Origin of the sequence: Streptomyces cyaneus (assembly GCF_004028635.1) — a bacterium.
Classification (GTDB): domain Bacteria; phylum Actinomycetota; class Actinomycetes; order Streptomycetales; family Streptomycetaceae; genus Streptomyces; species Streptomyces cyaneus.
Genome location: NZ_RQJW01000015.1, coordinates 37,976 through 57,906 on the forward strand (window position 1 = coordinate 37,976; position 19,931 = coordinate 57,906).

The 19,931-nt window shown below is 70.8% G+C and carries 18 protein-coding genes; 14 read left to right on the forward strand and 4 right to left on the reverse strand.

Going from position 1 to position 19,931, the window contains the following annotated elements; all coding sequences use genetic code 11:
* Positions 1–186 precede the first annotated feature (186 nt).
* Positions 187–2,337 (forward strand): SpoIIE family protein phosphatase, encoded by a 2,151-nt coding sequence (locus EHO50_RS37080; RefSeq protein WP_128435694.1) that lies wholly within the window; start codon positions 187–189, stop codon positions 2,335–2,337.
* A 755-nt stretch (positions 2,338–3,092) separates the two neighbouring features.
* Here EHO50_RS37080 and EHO50_RS37085 read toward each other — a convergent pair.
* A complete protein-coding gene (locus tag EHO50_RS37085; RefSeq protein ID WP_128435697.1) occupies positions 3,093–4,436 on the reverse strand; it encodes a S1 family peptidase in 1,344 nt (447 codons plus the stop codon).
* 188 nt (positions 4,437–4,624) lie between these two features.
* Between EHO50_RS37085 and EHO50_RS37090 the strand changes: the two genes are divergently transcribed.
* The 6 genes from EHO50_RS37090 to EHO50_RS37115 all read left to right on the forward strand — a co-directional run bounded on the left by EHO50_RS37090 (position 4,625) and on the right by EHO50_RS37115 (position 13,529).
* On the forward strand, positions 4,625–5,038 hold the full coding sequence (locus EHO50_RS37090) for a PaaI family thioesterase (RefSeq protein WP_128435699.1): 414 nt from the start codon (positions 4,625–4,627) through the stop codon (positions 5,036–5,038).
* Positions 5,039–5,513: 475 nt separating this feature from the next.
* A complete protein-coding gene (locus EHO50_RS37095) occupies positions 5,514–5,729 on the forward strand; it encodes a hypothetical protein (RefSeq protein ID WP_030052098.1) in 216 nt (71 codons plus the stop codon).
* 231 nt (positions 5,730–5,960) lie between these two features.
* The gene (locus tag EHO50_RS37100; RefSeq protein ID WP_128435702.1) at positions 5,961–6,767 is read left to right on the forward strand and encodes an HlyD family efflux transporter periplasmic adaptor subunit; all 807 of its coding nucleotides are present in this window, start codon (positions 5,961–5,963) and stop codon (positions 6,765–6,767) included.
* Entirely contained in the window at positions 6,764–8,989 is a 2,226-nt protein-coding gene (locus EHO50_RS37105; protein WP_128435704.1) for an NHLP family bacteriocin export ABC transporter peptidase/permease/ATPase subunit, read from the forward strand. Before EHO50_RS37100 ends, EHO50_RS37105 begins: the two co-directional genes overlap by 4 nt.
* A 1-nt stretch (position 8,990) precedes the next feature.
* Entirely contained in the window at positions 8,991–11,807 is a 2,817-nt protein-coding gene (locus tag EHO50_RS37110; RefSeq protein ID WP_128435707.1) for an NHLP bacteriocin export ABC transporter permease/ATPase subunit, read from the forward strand.
* 198 nt (positions 11,808–12,005) lie between these two features.
* Positions 12,006–13,529, forward strand: coding sequence for an alpha/beta fold hydrolase (locus tag EHO50_RS37115; RefSeq protein ID WP_246101765.1), 1,524 nt, complete (start codon positions 12,006–12,008; stop codon positions 13,527–13,529).
* A 6-nt stretch (positions 13,530–13,535) separates the two neighbouring features.
* Here the strand turns inward: EHO50_RS37115 and EHO50_RS37120 are convergent, their stop codons facing one another.
* Complete coding sequence (locus EHO50_RS37120; protein WP_128435710.1) at positions 13,536–14,066, reverse strand: SRPBCC family protein; 531 nt, start codon at positions 14,064–14,066, stop codon at positions 13,536–13,538.
* Positions 14,067–14,072: 6 nt separating this feature from the next.
* Complete coding sequence (locus EHO50_RS37125; RefSeq protein ID WP_128435713.1) at positions 14,073–14,426, reverse strand: ArsR/SmtB family transcription factor; 354 nt, start codon at positions 14,424–14,426, stop codon at positions 14,073–14,075.
* A 102-nt stretch (positions 14,427–14,528) separates the two neighbouring features.
* On the opposite strand from EHO50_RS37125, the gene EHO50_RS37130 reads away from it, so the two are divergent.
* The 6 genes from EHO50_RS37130 to EHO50_RS37155 all read left to right on the forward strand — a co-directional run bounded on the left by EHO50_RS37130 (position 14,529) and on the right by EHO50_RS37155 (position 18,321).
* Entirely contained in the window at positions 14,529–15,542 is a 1,014-nt protein-coding gene (locus EHO50_RS37130) for a Ppx/GppA family phosphatase (protein ID WP_128435715.1), read from the forward strand.
* 51 nt (positions 15,543–15,593) lie between these two features.
* Positions 15,594–15,776 carry a hypothetical protein gene (locus EHO50_RS37135; RefSeq protein ID WP_128435718.1) on the forward strand — a complete coding sequence of 61 codons (183 nt, stop codon included), beginning with the start codon at positions 15,594–15,596 and terminating at the stop codon, positions 15,774–15,776.
* Between the two features lie 40 nt (positions 15,777–15,816).
* Positions 15,817–16,848: an iron-containing redox enzyme family protein gene (locus EHO50_RS37140; RefSeq protein WP_128435721.1), complete on the forward strand. Its 1,032-nt coding sequence runs from the start codon at positions 15,817–15,819 to the stop codon at positions 16,846–16,848.
* Positions 16,849–17,523 carry a HemK2/MTQ2 family protein methyltransferase gene (locus tag EHO50_RS37145; protein WP_128435724.1) on the forward strand — a complete coding sequence of 225 codons (675 nt, stop codon included), beginning with the start codon at positions 16,849–16,851 and terminating at the stop codon, positions 17,521–17,523.
* Positions 17,504–17,710 (forward strand): CDGSH iron-sulfur domain-containing protein, encoded by a 207-nt coding sequence (locus tag EHO50_RS37150; protein ID WP_128435727.1) that lies wholly within the window; start codon positions 17,504–17,506, stop codon positions 17,708–17,710. The genes EHO50_RS37145 and EHO50_RS37150 overlap by 20 nt, the downstream gene beginning before the upstream one ends.
* A 185-nt stretch (positions 17,711–17,895) precedes the next feature.
* The gene (locus EHO50_RS37155; protein WP_128435730.1) at positions 17,896–18,321 is read left to right on the forward strand and encodes an STAS domain-containing protein; all 426 of its coding nucleotides are present in this window, start codon (positions 17,896–17,898) and stop codon (positions 18,319–18,321) included.
* A gap of 150 nt (positions 18,322–18,471) precedes the next feature.
* Here the strand turns inward: EHO50_RS37155 and EHO50_RS37160 are convergent, their stop codons facing one another.
* Complete coding sequence (locus tag EHO50_RS37160) at positions 18,472–18,906, reverse strand: protease inhibitor (RefSeq protein WP_128435733.1); 435 nt, start codon at positions 18,904–18,906, stop codon at positions 18,472–18,474.
* A 340-nt stretch (positions 18,907–19,246) separates the two neighbouring features.
* On the opposite strand from EHO50_RS37160, the gene EHO50_RS37165 reads away from it, so the two are divergent.
* Positions 19,247–19,798, forward strand: a complete 552-nt coding sequence (locus EHO50_RS37165) for a hypothetical protein (protein WP_128435735.1) — start codon at positions 19,247–19,249, stop codon at positions 19,796–19,798.
* Positions 19,799–19,931 lie beyond the last annotated feature (133 nt).

Sequence of the window (19,931 nt, forward strand, 5' to 3'; positions counted from 1 at the left end):
GGGGGTACGTGGCGGACTCGCCGGGAGGGTGCACACGCGTGCCCGGACACGGCCCTGCGCCGGTGCCGACGGGCGCTCGCCGGGCGCTCGCCGTGCGCGAAGGGCCGCGAGGGAGGAGATTTGAGCCCTGGGGCCCGACGCGCGTGAGCGGCTCGGGTCGCCTCCGGGACGCGCCCGTGCGAGGAGGTGGTCGGCGTGTCCGACGGGCAGACGTCCGCCCAGGCACCGGCGGCCGCGAGGACGCGGGTCGGCCGGCCACTGCTGTCGCTGGCGCTGGCGTCGATGATGGACGAGGTGCACGCGCACTCCGGTGCCGTGTACCTGCTGGCGGCGGACGAGCCCGTACTGGAGATGGCGGTGATGGCGGGGCTGCCCCGGGCGTTCGCGGCGCCGTGGGAACGGGTCGGGCTGAGTGCGCCGATCCCGGTCGCGGAGGCGGTGCGTGAGCGGCGCCTGGTGTGGGTCGGGGGCGAGGAGGACATGGCGGCCCGGTATCCGCGTATCGCCGTCGTCCTGCCGTATCCGTTCGCACTGGCCGCGCTGCCCGTGGCCACCGGCACCACCGTCTACGGCGCGATCTTCGTGACCTGGCCCGGTTCGCATTCCCCGGAGCTGTCGGAGCGGGAGCAGGAACATCTGAACGCGGCCTGCCGCCGGCTCGCGGTGCGGCTGGAGCGCGCCATGGAGGACAGCCGCCCGCCGCTGCCCGAGCCCGATCTGCTCGCCGGGCCGGCGTTCAGCGGCGCGGCCGGCACGCTCGGCACGGTGGAGGCGGCCCGGATGGTGTCGCGGCTGCCGTACGGGCTGTGCTCGCTCGATCTGCACGGCCGGATCAGCTTCGCCAACCCGGCGGCGGCCGAGCTGATCGGCGTCCCGGCCAACCGACTGCTCGGCAACCAGCTGTGGGCGTCGGTGCCCTGGCTCAACGACCCCGTCTACGAGGACCGCTACCGGGCCGCGCTGATGAGCCAGCAGACCACGTCGTTCGTCGCGCTGCGCCCGCCCGGGGACTGGCTGTCGTTCCGGATGTATCCGAGCACGACCGGTCTGAGCGTGCGGATCAGCAGGGCCCGCGCGGTGGCCGAGATGGGCCGCAGCGGACCCCAGCCCGGCGATGCGCCGGCTCGGCTGGTGACCATCTCCCAGGTGCTGAGCCTGGCCGGTGCGCTCACCGAGGCGGCGGGTGTGCAGGACGTGGTGCAGCTGGTCGCGGACGAGATCGTGCCGGCCGTCGGCAGCCAGGCCCTGGTCGTCCTGGGCTCGCGCGCGGGCCGGCTGCATGTGCTCGGCCACCGCGGCTATCCGGATCCGCAGATCGTGGAGCGGTTCGACGGAATGCCGCTGACCAAGCAGACTCCGGGCACGCATGCCCTGAGCACCGGGGTGCCCGCGTTCTTCGAGTCCCAGGAGCAGCTGGAGCGCCTGTATCCGGTGCGGCTCGCGACTCCGGACGGCTTCGCGGCCTGGGCGTATCTGCCGTTGATCGCTTCCGGCCGGCCGGTCGGCACGTGCGTGCTCGCCTACGCCGAGCCGCATGCGTTCCCGGCGGACGAACGGGCCGTCCTGACCAGTCTGGGCGGGCTGATCGCGCAGGCCCTGGAGCGAGCCCAGCTCTATGACGCCAAGAACCAGTTGGCGCACGGCCTGCAGGCCGCCCTGCTCCCCCACTCGCTGCCGACGCTGCCCGGCGTCGAAGCGGCCGCGCGCTATCTGCCCGCCATGCAGGGCATGGAGATCGGCGGCGACTTCTACGACCTGGTGCCGACGGAGGAGGGCCTGGCGGCGGCGGTGATCGGGGACGTGCAGGGCCACAACGTCACGGCGGCGGGCCTGATGGGCCAGATCCGCACCGCCGTACGCGCGTACACGACCGTCGGTCAGGCGCCGGAGGAGGTCATGCGCAGCACCAACCGGCTGCTGCTCGACCTCGGTTCCGACCTGTTCGCCAGCTGCCTGTACCTGCGGCTCGACCCGGAACACGGGCGGGCGGTGATGGCCCGCGCCGGGCATCCGCCGCCGCTGCTGAGACGGCCGGACGGACGGGTACGGGTGCTGGACCTCGCCGGTGGCCCGCTGCTGGGCATCGACGGCTCGCCCACCTATCCGACGACGGAGGTCGAACTCACGCCCGGCTGCGTACTCGTCCTCTACACCGACGGGCTGATCGAATCCCCCGGCGTCGACATCGAAGACGCGCTCGCCGACCTCGGCCAGGTACTCACCGAGGCCGGGGAACGCCCCCTGGACGAGCTGGCCGACCTGCTGGTCCAGCACGCCGCGTCGGTACGGGAACGGGTCGACGACGTGGCACTGCTGCTGTTGCGGGCACGGGGCTGAGGGCAGGGGTGGGCGCGGGGACGGATGTAGCTGGGGACTGACCGCACGGCTGCGGGTGCGGTAGGGGTTGGGGGCTGACCGCACGGCTGCCGGTGCGGGTAGAGGCTGGGGACTGACCGCACGGCTGCGAGTGCGGGTGCGGGGTGGGGGCCTGACACGGGGCTCGGCTGACGGCAGGGTGCGGGCTTGGGCCGATGCCCCGGCCGGGGCGGAGGGCTGACAGCACGGCCGTAGACCTGGGGCCGACAACACGGCTGCGGAGACGGGGCGGAGCCAACGGCACGGCAGCGGGCCCGGGCCAATAACCCGGCCAGGAGCGGTGGGTCGACGACACCGCCGCAGACCCGACGCCGACAACACAGCCGCGGCCCCAGGGCAAAACCAACGGCACGGCAACGGGCCCCGGCCAATAACCCGGCCAGGAGCGGTCGGCCGACAACACCCCCGCAGACCCGACACCGACAACACAGCCGCGGCCCCAGGGCAAAACCAACGGCACGGCAACGGGCCCCGGCCAATAACCCGGCCAGGAGCGGTCGGCCGACAACACCCCCGCAGACCCGACACCGACAACACAGCCGCGCGGCGGGCTGGCGACCCGGCCGTTGCCGGCGCGCTGACTACCCGACCTTCCACCCGACCTTTGCGGGCGCGAGGTCCGCGGCCCCCGACGCGGAGCGGTCCGACCCTCCCGCCGGAGGGTCGGACCACGTTTCGTGCGGATCGGCTCGGATCCGTGCGCCGGTGTCGGTGTGTCAGTTCACGCCGACGCCGTTGCCGACGATCTCGCCGAGGCCGTTGCCAGTGCCGTCGGCGTTGCCGTTGCCGACCTCTTCACCGGCCCCGGCTTCCTCACCGCCGACCTCTTCACCGGCCCCGGCCTCCTCACCGGCTCCGGCCTCCTCACCGGCGCCCGCTTCCTCGCCCGCGCCCGCTTCGTCGCCGGCACCGGCCTCCTCGCCCGCGCCCGCGCCGCCCGCGGCGTCGCCGCCGAGGGTCGCGCCGACCGCCTCCAGGGCGGTGGTCACCGGCTGGAAGAACGTCTCGCCGCCGACGGTGCAGTCACCGCTGCCGCCGGAGGTGAGGCCGATCGCCAGGCCGTCCTGGGTGAACAGGGAGCCGCCGCTGTCGCCGGGCTCGGCACAGACGTTGGTCTGGATGAGCCCGGTGACCGTGCCCTCCGGGTAGTTCACGGTGGCGTCGAGTCCCGTGACCTGGCCGTCGTTCAGCCCGGTGGTGCTGCCCATCCGGAGGACCTGGAGACCTACCTCGGCGTCAGCGGCCTGGCTGATCGCGAGGGTCTGGTCGCCGAGGTTGACCTCGCTGGGTGCCTCGGTGGCCGGGTCGTCGTACTTGACCAGGGCGAAGTCGCCTGCGCCGGGGAAGGTGGCCTGGTCGACGGTGGCGATCGGCTGACCGCCCTCGGCGTCCGACCACTGCTCGGCCGCGACCCCGCAGTGCCCGGCCGTCAGGAAGGCCGGGGTGCCGTCGCCCGCGGTGACGTTGAAGCCCGCGGAGCAGCGTGAGCCGCCGGCGAAGATGGCGTCGCCACCGGAGAGGAAGGTCTTGAAGGTTCCGGCCGACTTCTTGATGGTCGCCATGCCGGAGCCGAGGCTCTGGACGGTCGACTCCAGCTGGTCCCAGTTGTCGCCGGTGACGGTGGAGTCGGCGGTGACGAGGATCTTGTTCGTTCTGGGGTCGACCGCCCAGGCCGTGCCCGGGATGGTCGCCTCGGACTTCAGGGTCTGCGCGCCGGACGCGAGCTCCGTCAGGCTGTTCTCGACCTCGCGGACCTTCGCGCCCGCCTTCTTCGCCTGAACGATCACGTTGTTGTTGTCGCCGGGGACGACATTGACGACGAGCTGCTGGCTCTCGGCGTCGTAGTACGAACCGGCGAAGGCGTCGCCGAGCAGGCCCGAGAGCTGCGAGGCGAGATCCGACGCGTCCGCCGCCTTCAGGGTCTTGGGGGCGGCGGCGTCGTTTGACGCGCCGTCCTGGGACGCGTTGGCGTTCGGCAACAGGATCGCGGCCGCTCCGAGCGCCACCACGCTGCCCGCGGCTATCGCGGCCTTGCGCTTCGGAATTCGCTTGTGACTCAAACTTCTCGACCTCCTGGGGGACGGGGTCTGTGCCGCCGTTCGTCCGGCAGCTTTTCGGGGCGCCTGGTTGGCAGTTGGTACGCACGCTTCGAGTGGAGCGTTCAACTCCGTTCGCACCCACCCCGTTCGAAACACCGAATCGGCCAAGGACCGCGCCCACAGGTCCGGCGGCGGGAACAATCCCCCATATGACGATGACCAACGCCGAAGCCGACAAGATCCTCTCCGCCAACTTCGCCCCCTGGGTCCTGCAACTGGGCCTGACGGTGGAGGCGGTGGAGGAGCGCCGCGCGATCCTGCGAATGCCCTGGTCGGACGGGCTCGCCCGGGAGGGCGGCGCGCTGTCGGGGCAGGCGCTGATGGCCGCCGCCGACACCGCCACCGTGATCGCCGTGTCGGCGGCGCGCGGGGCCTACGGGCCGATGACGACGGTGCAGCAGTCGACGTCGTTCCAGCGCGCGGTGCTCGGTTCGGATGTCCTGATCGAAGCGGTCGTCACCAAGCTGGGCCGCCGTATGGCGTTCGCCGACATCACGATGACCGACGAGGGGTCGGGAGAAATCGCGGCCCGGGCGAGCACGGTGTACGCACTACTGGGCTGACACGATCTGCTACCGATCAGTAGCGGTCGGTCGTGAACACCGACCGGAACCCTGACTTCAGGGAATCTGCACATTCAATACTCAACGAAGTCACCGTGGACCGGGGTTCTCCACAGGGCGCTACCCACGGTCACCCCCTTGGGGCGGGAGTGTCGGATTCGACACCGCACGGGTCGGGTCTTCGCCGGGCGGACGCAACAGCTCGCCAGAGCCGATGCTGTGACGCATGTGAAGAAGTCGCCGACAAGACGTGCCCGCGTCTGCACGGATCGATGCCGCCGAGATCAAAGTGCCCTGGTGAGGCCGGAGTTTGATTGGAAGCCCGTAGCCGCAGCGTGCTTTGATCCATCGCACCGCAGGGGCCGCGAACGGCTTCCGGAAACGGGCGTCGGGCGCCTGCGGTCGCGGCCGTCATCTGTCCCCAGAGGGGGCCGCTCCCCCTTGTGAAATACCCATTAGGAAGGGAAGTTCCATCATGAACTCCACCCCCCAGGTTGCGACCGTCGAGATCTCCGACGCCGAGCTCGACAACGTCTCCGGCGGCCTGCAGGTCAACGCTGTGAACGGCGCCCTCGACGCTGTCAACGGCATTGCCCCGGTTTCCGGCCTGGTCGACACGGTCGTCGGCACCGTGGAGGGTGTCACCGGCCTGAACACCGCCCCGGTCTCGGGTCTGGTCGCCGGTCTCTGATCGCGCCTTTGTACCGCTGAGTCCCGGAGCCCTTCCCGGCTCCGGGACTCTCGGGTGCCATGCTGCATTTCCCCCGGAGACAACCCCCAGCCCCCCGGCAGAAAAGCAGGTCGGCCGGATGACCGGCATGGACATCACGGGGCAAACCGGAGCAACACAAGGCGCCATCCGCAGAACGACCGGCCCGCTCGAGCGCCGGTCTCACGTCATCCTCAGGTGAGGGAAAGTTCCGTGCAGTTCCGCCAACAGGCCCTCGCCAAGCTCCAGTCACCGGAGGAGCTCGACCTTCCGGTGCGCTTCGCCCGCCCCCAGGGCTGGCTGGTGCTCTCCGTCACGGTGGTCGTCATGGCCGCCGCATCCGTGTGGGCGGTGACCGGTTCGGTCGCCTCCACGGTCGGCGCGCCCGCCATCCTCACCCACGGGCAGGGCAGCTACATCCTGCAGAGCCCGGTCGCCGGCCAGGTCACCGCGGTCCTCGCCGAGCAGGGCCAGCGGCTCCCGGCGAACTCCCCCATGCTGAAGGTCCGTACCGCCAAGGGCGACACGGTCGTCCGTTCGGTCGCCGCGGGCCGGGTCACCGCGCTCGCCGCCACCATCGGGCAGATCATCTCGACCGGCGCGAACGTCGCCGCCGTGGAGAAGGTCGCCCACACCAAGGACGCGCTGTACGCCACGGTGTACGTGCCCGCCGAGAACGCGGCCTCCATCCCCGACAAGGCCGCCGTGGACCTCACCGTCTCCTCCGTGCCCACCCAGGAATACGGCGTCCTGCGCGGCCATGTGAAGTCGGTGGACCGCTCCGCGCAGTCGGCGCAGCAGATCGCCGCGTTCCTCGGGGACAACCAACTGGGCGAGCAGTTCACCAAAGACGGCAGGCCGGTCGCCGTACTGGTCGAGCTGGACAAGGAGTCGAGCACCAAGAGCGGTTACAAGTGGTCGTCCGCGGACGGGCCGCCGTTCTCCCTCACCTCCATGACCATGGCCGACGCCTCGATCCGGCTGGCCGACCAGCGTCCCGTCGATTGGCTGCTGCCGTGAGCGCCGCCCAGGAGACCCGCAGCAGCAGGCGCCGCGCCGCCCCGCCGAAGCGCCCCGTGCCCAAGGGCAGGTCGAAGACCGTCCGCACGCCGACCGTGCTCCAGATGGAGGCGGTGGAGTGCGGTGCCGCCTCCCTCGCGATGGTGCTGGGCCACTACGGCCGCCATGTCCCGCTGGAGGAGCTGCGCATAGCGTGCGGTGTCTCCCGTGACGGCTCACGCGCCAGCAATCTGCTGAAGGCGGCCCGCAGCTACGGGCTGACGGCCAAGGGCATGCAGATGGACACGGCCGCGCTCGCCGAGGTGAAGACGCCGGCCGTCCTGTTCTGGGAGTTCAACCACTACGTCGTCTACGACGGCATGGGCCGCCGCTTCGGCCGCCGCGGCGTGTACATCAACGACCCCGCCAAGGGCCGCCGTTTCGTGCCCATGGAGGACTTCGACGGCAGCTTCACCGGCGTCGTGCTGGTGATGGAGCCCGGCGAGGGCTTCAGCAAGGGCGGACGCAAGCCGGGCGTCCTCGGCGCGATGCCGGCCCGGCTGCGCGGTACCGCGGGCACGATGCCCGCCGCCGTCCTGGCGAGCCTGCTCCTGGTGGTGGTCGGCGCGGCGGTGCCCGCGCTGAGCCGCACCTACATCGACATGTTCCTCATCGGCGGCCAGACCTCCCTGCTGGGCGTGCTGTTCGCGTCCATGGGGACCTGCGTCGCGCTCACCCTCATGCTGACCTGGCTGCAACAGGCGAACCTGCTGCGCGGCCGCATCATCTCCTCCACCCTGTCCAGCGCCCGCTTCCTGCGGCATCTGCTGCGGCTGCCGGTGACGTTCTTCTCCCAGCGCAGCCCGGCCGACCTGGTGCAGCGCCTGCAGTCGAACGACGCGGTGGCCGAGACCCTGGCCCGCGACCTCGCGGCGGCGGGCGTGGACGCGGTGGTCGTCGTCCTCTACGCGCTCCTCCTCTATACGTACGACCCTCAGCTCACCTTCGTCGGTATCGGCGTCGCCCTGCTGAACGTCGTCGCCATGCGGGTCGTCATCCGTCTGCGCGCCACCCGTACCGCGAAGCTGCGCGCGGACAACGCCCGGCTCACCAATACCGCCTACACCGGCCTTCAGCTGATCGAGACGATGAAGGCGACCGGCGGCGAGGACGGCTACTTCCGCAAGTGGGCCGGACAGCACGCCACCACGCTGGAGGAACAGCAGCGCCTCGGCGTGCCGAGCGCCTGGCTGGGCGTGGTCGCCCCCACGCTCGCGACCCTCAACAGCGCGCTCATCCTCTGGATCGGCGGCATGCGGGCGGTCGAAGGGGGCATATCCGTCGGTCTGCTGGTCGCCTTCCAGGCCCTGGTCACCCGCTTCACCGCCCCGATCACCCGCCTCAACGGCGTCGCGGGCCGCATCCAGGACTTCGCCGCCGACGTGGCCCGTCTGAAGGACGTGGAGAACTTCGAGGCGGACCCGCTCTACGGCCGCCCCGGCACCGGCGAGTCGACGCGCCGGCTCAACGGCCATGTGGAGCTGCAGAACATCACCTTCGGCTACAGCCCGCTCGACAAGCCCCTGCTGACGGGTTTCGACCTGACGGTGGGACCCGGCCAGCAGGTGGCCCTCGTCGGCGGCTCCGGCAGCGGCAAGTCGACGGTTTCCCGGCTGATCTCGGGCCTGTACGCCCCCTGGGAGGGCGTCATCCGCATCGACGACCAGCGCATCGAGGACATCCCGCGCGGCGCCCTCGCCTCCTCCGTCTCCTTCGTCGACCAGGAGGTGTTCCTCTTCGAGGGCACGGTCCGCGACAACGTGGCCCTGTGGGACCCGTCGATCCCGGACGACGCGGTGGTGGACGCCCTGCGCGACGCCGCGCTGTACGACGTGGTCATGCGCCGCCCCGGCGGCATCCACAGCAAGGTAGAGCAGGACGGCCGCAACTTCTCCGGCGGGCAGCGCCAGCGACTGGAGATCGCACGGGCGCTGGTACGTCGCCCCAGCATCCTGGTGCTGGACGAGGTGACGAGCGCGCTGGACGCCGAGACCGAGCAGGTCGTGATGGACAACCTGCGCAAGCGCGGCTGCGCCTGTGTGGTGATCGCACACCGGCTCAGCACCGTGCGCGACAGCGACGAGATCGTCGTACTCCAGCACGGCACGATCGTCGAACGCGGGCGGCACGAGGAGCTGGTGGCGCGCGGTGGCGCGTACGCGACGCTGGTCAAGGAGCGGTGAGATGACCTCCGTCCACGAGGGTGACCTCGTCCTCAACGCGCTCGGGCAGATGGGCACGCGCATCGACTGCGCCGGATTCAACCGCCTCGACCTCGAAGGCCCGCAGGTGCTGTGGCTGGTCGCGTCCGGCGCGGTGGACCTGTTCGCGGTCGACGCCGGACAGCAGGGCCACTGGCACCACCTCGGCCGTCTGGAGGCAGGCTCGCTGCTCCTCGGCCCTGTCCCGGGACCGCACCACACGCTGGTGGCACGCCCGCTGAGGGACTGCGTCGTGCACCGCATCGGCCTGCGCGAGTTGTACCAGCCGGCGAACACCCAGACCTGGTCGTACGACGAGTACGGCAACCCGCAGTACGTCCCACCGACGACGAGCCCGCTGGAGTACGCCCTCGCGCTCGGCGTCGGCCGTAGCCTCTCCATCCTCTTCCAGGCGCCGATGGCCACCGAGCGGGCCGCCGAGATGACCGACGACGACGTCTTCTGGATGCAGGTACCGCCGGGCAGTGTGCAGTACGGCTCGCTGTACGGCGCGGAAGCCGCCGCCGACCTGCTGATGGACCCGGCGGTCTGGCAGTCCATGGTCGACCAGCAGTACCGCCTGCTGACCACGCTGGACCGCTGGATCGAGCAGCTGGAGCGCACTCACGAGACGCGCACCGCGGCGGGCATCAAGGCCGGCGAGGCGGTGCGCGCCCAGGCCGACCGCACGCTGCTGGCGTCCATCGGCAAGCGCAGCGACAAGCGCACGACGGCCGCCGACGCGGACGCCAGTTACGCGGCCTGCAAGCTGGTCGCTGAAGCAGCCGGGATCACGCTGGCCGAGCCCGCGCAGAGCGGCACCGAGAGCGACCGGCTCGACCCGGTGGAGCGCGTGGCCATCGCCTCCCGCGTCCGTACCAGGGCAGTACGCCTGGACGGGCGGTGGTGGCGGGACAACGTCGGCCCGCTCGTCGGTCACCGGGCGCTGTCCGGTGCGCCGGTGGCGCTGCTGTGGCGGCGCGGTGGCTATGTCGCCGTCCATCCGGCGACCGGCCGGGAGACGCCGGTCGAGAAGGCGAACGCGGAGGAGTTCGAGCCGCGTGCCGTGATGTTCTACCGTCCGCTGCCCGACCGTGCGTTGAGCCCGCTGAGGCTGCTGCGGTTCAGCATGCGGGGCACGGGCGGGGATCTGACGCACCTCCTGATCAGCGGCCTGGTGACGGTGGCGATCGGTGCGCTGGTGCCGATCGCGACGGGCAAGGTGCTCGGCGAGTTCGTGCCGAAGGCACAGACCGGGCTGATCGTGCAGTTCTGTCTGGCCGTGATGATCAGCGGTGTCGTGGCCGCGGCGTTCATGCTGCTGCAGAACCTGACGATCCTGCGCCTGGAGGGTCGTATCGAGGCGACGCTCCAACCTGCCCTGTGGGACCGGCTGCTGCGGCTGCCCACGAAGTTCTTCACCGAGCGCTCGACCGGCGAGCTGGCCAGCCAGGCCATGGGCATCAGCGCGATCCGCCGGCTGATGGCCGGAGTCGGCCCCGTCGTCGCGTCGTCGGTGACGGTGGGCGCGATGAACCTGGCGCTGCTGTTCTGGTACAGCGTGCCCATGGCGATGGCGGCGATCGGCATGCTCGTCGTCATTGCGGCCGTGTTCCTGGGGCTCGGGCTGTGGCAGGTGCGCTGGCAGCGGCGGCTGGTGGTGCTGAGCAACAAGCTGAACAACCAGGCGTTCCAGACGCTGCGCGGGCTGCCGAAGCTGCGCGTGGCGGCGGCCGAGAACTACGCGTACGCGGCCTGGGCGGACCGTTTCGCGCGCAGTCGTGAGCTCCAGCAGAAGGTGGGGCGGATCAAGAACCTCACCACGGTGATGGGCGCGGTGTACCTGCCGGTGTGCACGCTGCTGATGTTCATGCTGCTGGCGGGTCCGGCGCGCGGGTCGATGTCTGCGGCGGCGTTCCTCACCTTCAACACCTCGGTGACGATGCTGCTGACCTCGGTCACCCAGCTGACCGGCTCGTTCGTGTCGGTGGTGGCCGCGCTGCCGCTGTTCGAGGAGATCAAGCCGGTGCTGGACGCGACGCCCGAGGTGCGCACGGCGAGCACCCGGCCGGGCCCGCTGACCGGGTCGATCGAGGCGCGCCGCCTGTCCTTCCGGTACTCCGACGACGGTCCCCTGATCCTCGACGACGTGTCCTTCGACGTACGCCCCGGCGAGTTCGTGGCGATCGTCGGCCCCAGTGGCTGCGGCAAGTCGACCCTGCTCAGGCTGCTGATCGGCTTCGACAAACCGGTGTCCGGCAGTGTGCTCTACGACGGTCAGGACCTGTCGGCGCTGGACCAGTCGGCCGTGCGGCGGCAGTGCGGGGTGGTGCTCCAGCACGCCCAGCCCTTCACTGGTTCGATCCTCGACGTCATCTGCGGCACCGAGCCGTACACGCCGGAGGAGGCGATGGCGGCGGCCGAGATGGCGGGGCTCGCCGAGGACATCAAGCGGATGCCGATGGGCCTGCACACCATCGTCTCGGGCAGCGGCGCGATCTCCGGCGGCCAGCGGCAGCGCCTGATGATCGCCCAGGCGCTGATCCGCCGCCCGCGCATCCTCTTCTTCGACGAGGCGACCAGCGCCCTCGACAACGAGACACAGCGCACGGTCATCGAGTCCACCAAGGCTCTCAACGCCACCCGCATCGTCATCGCGCACCGCCTGTCGACGGTGCTGGACGCCGACCGCGTGATCGTGATGGAGGACGGCAAGGTCGCCCAGCAGGGCCCGCCCGCACAGCTCCTCGCGGACACGAACGGGCGGCTGCACGAGCTGGTGCGGCGCCAGATGGCGTGAGTGCGCATCAAGCCCGGGGAAGCTTCAGGGGTTCGTTCGGCAACCCCTGAGGTGTCGCCCCGAGAGCGGCCCTGACCTCGCCCCGGAGCCTGCCCTGATTCCCGTCCTGCACGGTTGTGCCCCCGATGGGATCACTGTCACGTTGATCATGCGGGCGACCCCCGTGATCCGTTTCGCAGGACTCTCGGAAGGGACTTCATGCAACCGCTCTTCAGGGCGCTCACCGGAGTGCTCGCCGCCGGATTATTACTGGCCGGAGCGTCGAGCCCGATCGTGGCGGCGGCGGAAGCCGACCCTCCCGGCCATGCCTCGACGAAGCAACAGGCGATCGACTGGAAACCCTGCCCCAAGGACGCCACAGCGGAATGCGGGACGCTGCGCCTGCCCGTCGACCGAGCCCGCCCGTCGGGAGAGAAGTTCGATCTGGCGGTGGCCCGCCGCAACGCGACCGATCCGGATCGCCGGGTCGGCGTGCTGCTGGTCAACCCGGGTGGGCCGGGCGCTTCGGGGGTGGACTTCGCCGTGGACGAGGCCAAGTCCCACTTCAGCGCGGACATCCAGGAGAGGTTCGACATCGTCGGGTTCGACCCGCGGGGCGTCGGCCGCAGCCACCCGGTGAAGTGCTCCACCGAACTACTGAACCAACAGCCGTCGGTCTACCCCCGCAACCAGGCGGAGTTCGATCGACTCGCCGAGTTCAACCGCGCGTTGCGCGAGGACTGCCGACGGCACACCGGTCCGCTCTTCGACCACGCCGACACCTTGAGCGTGGTCCACGACATGGACGCGCTCCGCGAGGCGCTGGGCGAGAAGAAGATCAACTACTTCGGTCACTCCTACGGCACGTTGATCGGTGAGCAGTACGCGGAGGAGTACGGCGAGCGCATCCGGTCGATGGCCCTCACCGCCAACATCGACCACAGTCTCGGCGCCCGGGAGTTCCTCGTCTCCTCCGCGGCCACCGCCGAGGACTCGTTCCACGAGTTCGTGAAGTGGTGCGACCGCACCAGCTCCTGCGCCCTGCACGGACGGGACGTCACCGCCGTTTGGGACGGCCTGCTCGCCAAGGCGGACCGGGGGGAGATACGCGATCCGCAGAGCCCGGATCGACTCCTGACCGCGCACGCGATCGCCCTGTTCGCCTTCAAGAAGTTCTACGGCCCGTACTGGGACGAGCTGGCCGGCTATGTGGCGGGCCTCGACGCGCAGGAGCCGAACGAGCGGCGAGGGTCCGGGCAGCCTCGCCAGGCCCAGCCGCCGGTGTCGCAGAGCGCGGACCGACAGACGACAGCGGAACCGTTCTACGCGGTCTTCTGCCAGGACTGGAGCGTCCGGGCGAAGGACCACCGGGAGTACGCCGAGCTGGCCCAGGCCGAGGTACGGGCCGCACCGCATCTGCGCGGCTCACCTCGTGTGCATGCCGCGGTGGCCGGCTGCATCGGCTGGCCCGACGAGGTGAACAATCCGCAGCACCGTCTGCGGATGACCGAGGCGCCCAAGATCCTCATGCTGCATTCGCGGCACGACCCGGCGAACCATTTCGCGTGGGCGGCCAATGTGCACCGGCAGACCCGCGGGACGACCGTCCTGCTGCCGTACGAGGGCGCGGGACACAGTGTCTACGGCCGCAGTGACTGCACACGTGACGCCGTGGACGACTACCTCACGCAGCTCGAGGTCCCGAGCGCCGGGAGCAGTTGCGCCCCTGCCGGGGCGAACTGATCGCGTTCAGGCGTCCAAACCCGGGACCGAAGCGCCGGAGGGCACGCCGGCCGATACATAGCCGTCGTAGAACTCCTTCCAGGGCGCTTCGGCCCCGGCGTGCGGTCCCTCGAAACGCGCGCCGCGCGCGTGCGCGTCGAGGGCTGCCAGGCAGACCTCCCAGCCGGCGCTGTTGCGGGCGGCGGTGTTCTCGGCGCCGAGGACGTTGGTGAGCGTGAAGCGGGTGCGCCTGTCGTCGAGGGCCTCCAGGTCGAAGTGGAGTTCGTCGTCGCCCCAGGCGAAGGACAGGTGCCGGGGCTCGTCGACGGCGAGCACCCGGCCCGTGGAGGCCTCCATGTTCGGGTCGCCGCTGAACTTGATCGTCCCGCCGGGGCGCAGTTCGATCTCGGCGCGGGACGGGAACCAGTGGACCAGTTCGTCGGCGTCGGTCACGAACTGCCAGACGCGCTCGACGGGATGGTCGTAGGTACGGCTGAAGCGGACGGCCGGGCGGCCGTCGTCCAGGGTCAGACAGGTGCCGGTGAGGTCGGCGGTCATGGTGGATCAGTCCTTCATGGTGGGTTCCTCGGGGGCGTGCGAGGTGTCGTCCGGTGTCTCGTCGAGTCGGCGGCCGAGGGCGTCCAGGCTGCGGTTCCACAGTTCGCGGTACGGGGCCAGCCACGCGTCGAGTTCGGCGATCGGGGCGGGATCGAGGGCGTAGACGCGGCGCTGGGCGTCCTGCCGCACCCGCACCAGGCCCGCCTCCCGCAGCACCTTCAGATGCTTCGACGTACTCGGCTGGCTCAGCCCGCATGCCTCCACGATCTCCCCGACGGGCCGCGGCCGCTCCAGGAGCAGCGCGACGATGGCCCGCCGGTGGGGATCGGCGAGGGCGCTCCAGAGCGAGGCGTCGGACATGGGTCTAATATGCCTCCGTGGTTATATTCCTGTCAAGGAATACAGATCTCTCGCCCCTGTGCGCCCCCGTTGCTCCCGCTCCGAAACGGGTACTGGCGACCCATGCGAATCAGCGTCGTGGATGTGGGGTCGAACACGGTCCGGCTGGTGGTGGCCGATGCGCAGGACGGGGTACCGCTGCCCGTCCACACCGAGAAGTGGCGGCTGAGGCTGTGCGAACAGGTCAGGCCCGGGGACAGCATCCCCGAGGAGGCCGTCGAGCGGCTGGTCTGCGCGGTCTCCGCCGCGAGCCGGACCGCGACCAGATGGGGCGCCGCCGCTCCCCTGGCCTTCGCGACCGCCGTGGTGCGCGCCGCACCGAACCGCCAGGAGGTGGTGCGTACCGTGCGCAGGCGGACGGGGGTGAGTCTGTGCACGCTGCCGGGCGAGGTCGAGGCCGAGCTCACCTTCCTCGGGGCGCGGCGGTGGATGGGCTGGCGGTCGGGCCCGCTCGCGCTGCTGGACATCGGCGGCGGCTCGCTCGAAGTGGCCTTCGGCCGAGGCCGGTTACCCGACTTCGTGGCGTCGCTGCCGCTCGGCGCGGCGCGGCTGACCCATGAGTTCTTCGCCGACGAGGACCCGCCTGCGCCGCGACAAGTACGGGCGCTGCGCCGCAAGGTCCGCCATCAACTGCGGGACGTGGCGGCCCGGATCCGCTGGGAGGGACCGCACACGGCGGCCGCCACCTCGCGTACGTTCCAGCAGCTGGGCCGTCTGTGCGGGGCCGCACCGGGTCGCCACGGGCCGTTCATGGAACGGCAGTTGGCGCGCGCGAACCTGCGCGAGGCCATCGGCCGGCTGGCCGCGCTGCCGGCCGTCGAACGCGCAGCTCTCCCCGGCATCTCCGCACCGCGCGCCGGGCAGAGCCTGGCCGGTGCGGTGGTCGCACACACGGCGATGAAGCTGACCGGCCTCAGTACGGTGACGATCTGCCCGTGGGCGATTCGCGAAGGGATCATGCTGCGGCACATTGAGGACGGCGTGTCCTGGTGGGCGGAGATCACCCGTCTCGATGACGGGGCCGCTGCGTCCGATCCGGTGCCACTGCGGATCGCGAGCGCGCCCGCGACCAGCTGACCTCGGGAAAGGCTCACAGCACGCAACCGCACGTCGACGGAAGGAGACGCCGTGACCGACGGCAAGAAGCAGCACAAGGAGCACCCCGAGACGGCGTTCGAAGAGGTCATCGACGAGATCTCCGACGCCGAGCGCCGCACCCGCGACTCCGCCGAGCAGCGCCGCCGCAGGGGCGAGGCAGGCGACGCCATCACTCCCAACACACGCGCCCAGGAGGAGTCCGAGGGCGAGTGACCGGGCGGGTGGCCCGGCGCCCCACGGGTACTCGGCGGCCATGGCACACGACCTCCGGCCGGCACACGGCGGCGAAGGGCCCCCGCTGCCGACCGCGCGGGGCCACGTCTCCGCCGCCGTCGAGGAGTATCTGCGGGGCACGGGCCCCCCGCCCCGGCAGCAGGATGTCGTCGGCACCGCCGTGTACGGCGACGATCTCCAGCTGGCCCTCTACCTCTGCTACGAACTGCACTACCGCGGTTTCGCCGGGGTGTCCGAGGCCCATGAGTGGGACCCGGACCTGCTGCGCGTCCGCGCGGCGTTGGAGCACCGCTTCCTGACCGCCCTGCGCGCGGACGCGCCCACGCACGACAGCGTCGAGGACGCGCTGGCCGACCTCCTCGTCGAACCCGTCGACGGCACCGGCGTCAGCCACTATCTGTGCGCCGAGGGCGAGTTGTGGCAGCTGCGCGAGTACGCGGCCCAGCGCTCCCTGTACCACCTCAAGGAGGCGGACCCGCACGCCTGGGTGCTGCCCCGGTTGTGGGGCAGGGCCAAGTCGGGCATGGCGGCGGTGGAGTTCGACGAGTACGGCGGGGGCCGGCCCGAACGCGTCCACGCGCGCCTCTTCGCCGACCTGATGACGGACCTCGGCCTGGACACGACGTACGGGCGGTATCTCGACGCGGCGAGCGCGCAGGCCCTGGCCACGGTCAATCTGATGTCCCTGCTCGGCCTGCACCGGGCGCTGCGCGGGGCGCTCGTCGGCCATTTCGCGGCGGTCGAGATCACCTCGTCACCGGCCTCACGGCGACTGGCCGAGGCGATGCGCCGCACGGGCGCCGGCCCCGCCGCCGAGCACTTCTACGACGAGCATGTCGAGGCGGACGCGGTGCACGAGCAGGTCGTACGCCATGACGTCATCGGCGGCCTGCTCGCCGAGGAGCCGCACCTCGCCCCGGACGTCGCCTTCGGCATCGACGTCACCGGACATCTGGAGGACCGCCTCGCCGACCGGCTGCTCGGCGCCTGGCGGGCGGGACGGTCGTCGCTGCGCACGCCTCTACGGTCCGAAATGCCCCTTACTTTCTGAATGCCGGGGTACCCGGGCGCCGTGAAACCGCTGGTGCCACCGGGCGTCTACGCCCCTCGGGAAGACACCGCCCTGCTCGTCGGTGCCCTGCATGACGAGCCGCTGCCCGACGGCGCGGACGTCCTCGACGTGGGAACAGGTTCGGGGGCGCTGGCGATCGAGGCCGCTCGACGCGGCACGCATGTGACCGCGGTGGACGTGTCCTGGCGGGCGGTGTGCACGGCGCGGCTGAACACCCGTCTGGCCGGCCTCCGTGTCCGCATCCGGCACGGCAACCTCTTCGCCCCGGTGCGGGGGCAGTCGTTCGACCTCATCCTGGCCAATCCGCCGTATGTCCCCACGCCCGACACGGGCCGCGCACCGCACGGTGCGGCCCGATCCTGGGACGCGGGCCGGGACGGGCGGCTGGTCCTCGACCGGATCTGCCGCGAGGCACCCGCCCTGCTGCGGCCCGGCGGCGTTCTCCTGGTCGTGCACTCGGCGCTCAGCTGCCCCGGCCGGACGCTGACGCACCTGCGCGGGGCAGGGCTGAAGGCATCCGTGACGCGACGTCGCGTGATCCCGTTCGGCCCCGTGCTGCGGTCACGGGAGGGCTGGCTGCGGGAGAGCGGCCTGCTGTCCGCCCCGGGGCAGCGGGAGGAACTGGTGGTCGTCCGTGCCGAACTCCCCGTCTGACGAGCCGCGCCGCATCAAGGTCCAGCGCCAAGGTCCCCTCTTGGTGGAGGGCCCGGTGGAGGTGGAGCTGGAGGACGGCACGATCGTCACCTCCGACCGCTTCCGCGTCGCCGTTTGCACCTGCCGCCGCAGCCGCCGGTACCCGTGGTGCGACACCAGCCACCGCGACCGGGCCAAGGATCGGTGAGCCGGTCGGTACGGCACAGGGGAACACCGGCGAAGAATCAACCACCTCAGGTGGAGTCAACCGTCTTGAGTGGAATTCACCAGGTCGAGTGAACCAGATCTTGCGCACGGCGCCGCAGGGATGCTCACCCTCGTACCCGGGTAACAACCCTGATCAAATGCGCCCCTTTCCGAGGTGGAGCGGACATGACGCCGGACGCCGACGACCGCGCCCCCCATCCGACCGAGGACATGACCGAGGACATGGCCGCGGACCCCTTCCGGTCAGTGCCACCCCCGGCGAACGCCCATGCCCGCACGCGCAGATGCGGCCCGTTCACCGTGGTCGAGGTCGCGGGTGAGATCGATCTGGCGACGGCGGCGCTCCTGGCCGAGCATCTGGACGCGGCGACGGCGAGACCGGAGTCCGACGTGGTGGTCGATCTGCGGCGGGTCGACTTCTTCGACTGCTCGGGACTGCGCGTCCTGTGCCGGGCCGAGAGACGGGCCAGGGACCACGGCGGCCGCCTCCGGGTCGTCTCCGACGCGCCGCGGATCCGGCGGCTACTGCACGGCGCGGGCCTGCTGGGCCGTTTTGCGCTCTTGTCCCGGATCCCCGGGGAAGACGAGTGACCCGATAGCGGTCCGAGGTGTCGACCGGGCGGCCCCACTCCGCCCGGCCGACCCCCGATGCGAGATCACAGAGGGCCCCTCGGCAAAGCTCGCACTCCCCATCCGCGAGCCTTCTGCCGAACTGCACGGGGACCGTGCGATCCCGGTCCTTTAGAACGCGAAGAGGCTCGTGACGTAGGAGCCCTTCACGCACTCGTTGGCGAACGTACGTTCATACGAGACGCGCCGGCCCTGCCAGACCCCGTCGACGGTGACGATCACAGGGTCGTACTGCTTGGTACACAGCACACCGTCCCTGGCCGTCAGGGCCTCGAAGTTCCCGCCCACGCCACGTAGTTCCGCACAGGCCGAGGCCGAGTCGGGATGAGTGCCGGAGGGTGTCGGGGCGCAGCTCAAGGTGACCGCGCGCACCGGGGTGCTCATGGCGGCGGTGTCACCGTGGGCCACGGTGAGCACCAGGGCCGAGGGTGCGTAGAGCGAGGCGGGGGCGGCGTCCGGGGTGGCCAGGGCGGATCCGGTGAGGGGTCCGCATACGGCGGTGGCCGTGAGGCCGAGGGTCGCTGCCCAGCGCGCGGTGTTCCGCATTGTGTGCATCCTTCCGCTCGAGTTGAGGGTGTGTGCCGACTCCGGCGCGATCGGTGCCGGAGCGACGAGCGGGAGTCTGCCGAGTCCGGCGCCGAAACTCACATCGACACCACGCGTTTCAGTAACCTTGCGTATTGAATCAGTGGCGTGAAGTAACGGACTTCGAACGTTCCAACGCCGTAACTTGGCGGTTCTTGATCGTTCCAAGTCGCCCAATGGCCGGATCTCGCACGCTCATTAATAGGCCTGAAACATTCCGATTGGGCCCTCCGGTTGAGCTCTCGGCTGACTCGTCCGCCACTCCCTTGCGTTCATGCGGAGGCGGAGTAATCGTGATTACATGATTACCTGCGAACAACGAGAGAAGCTGCGCGGCTGGTTCGCCGGCCGGCTGCCCGACGACCTCTTCGAGGAGCTGACCGAGGTGACGGTCGACCGCGAGGAGATCACCGTGATCGGCCGCATTCCCGCCCCCCACCTGGCCGAAGGCGTCTCGGCCGCCGAGCGGGAGGCGGCGGTGGAGGGCCGGATCCAGGAGTTCCGGGAGCGCACCCGGGAGGCCCGGATCGAGGTGGCCCGTGAGGCGGAGCACCGGTTCCGCCGGAAGGTCTCCTGGGGAGTGGAGTGCGGTGGCGAACGCGCCCTGTTCACGCACATCGCCGCCCCCGTCATGACCCGGCTGCGTCAGCCCGAACGCCAGGTCCTCGACACCCTGATCGCCGGCGGGGTCGCCCGCAGCCGCAGCGACGCCCTCGCCTGGTGCGTACGGCTGGTCCAGCGGCACACGGACGACTGGCTCACCGAACTGCGCGAGTCCCTGGAGAACGTCCAGCGGGTGCGGGCGCAGGGGCCGGACACGGAGCCCGAGGAGGCACCCAAGGACGACGACTGATGGAGGATTCGTCCACTCACGACATCGAAGATGGATGAACCGTCCTCTGGTGCGGATCCTGCGCCGCGCCATAGCGTCTGCAGACCCCCGAGAGGACGGCATCCGCGCTGCCCGCACACCCCAGCGGCAGGCA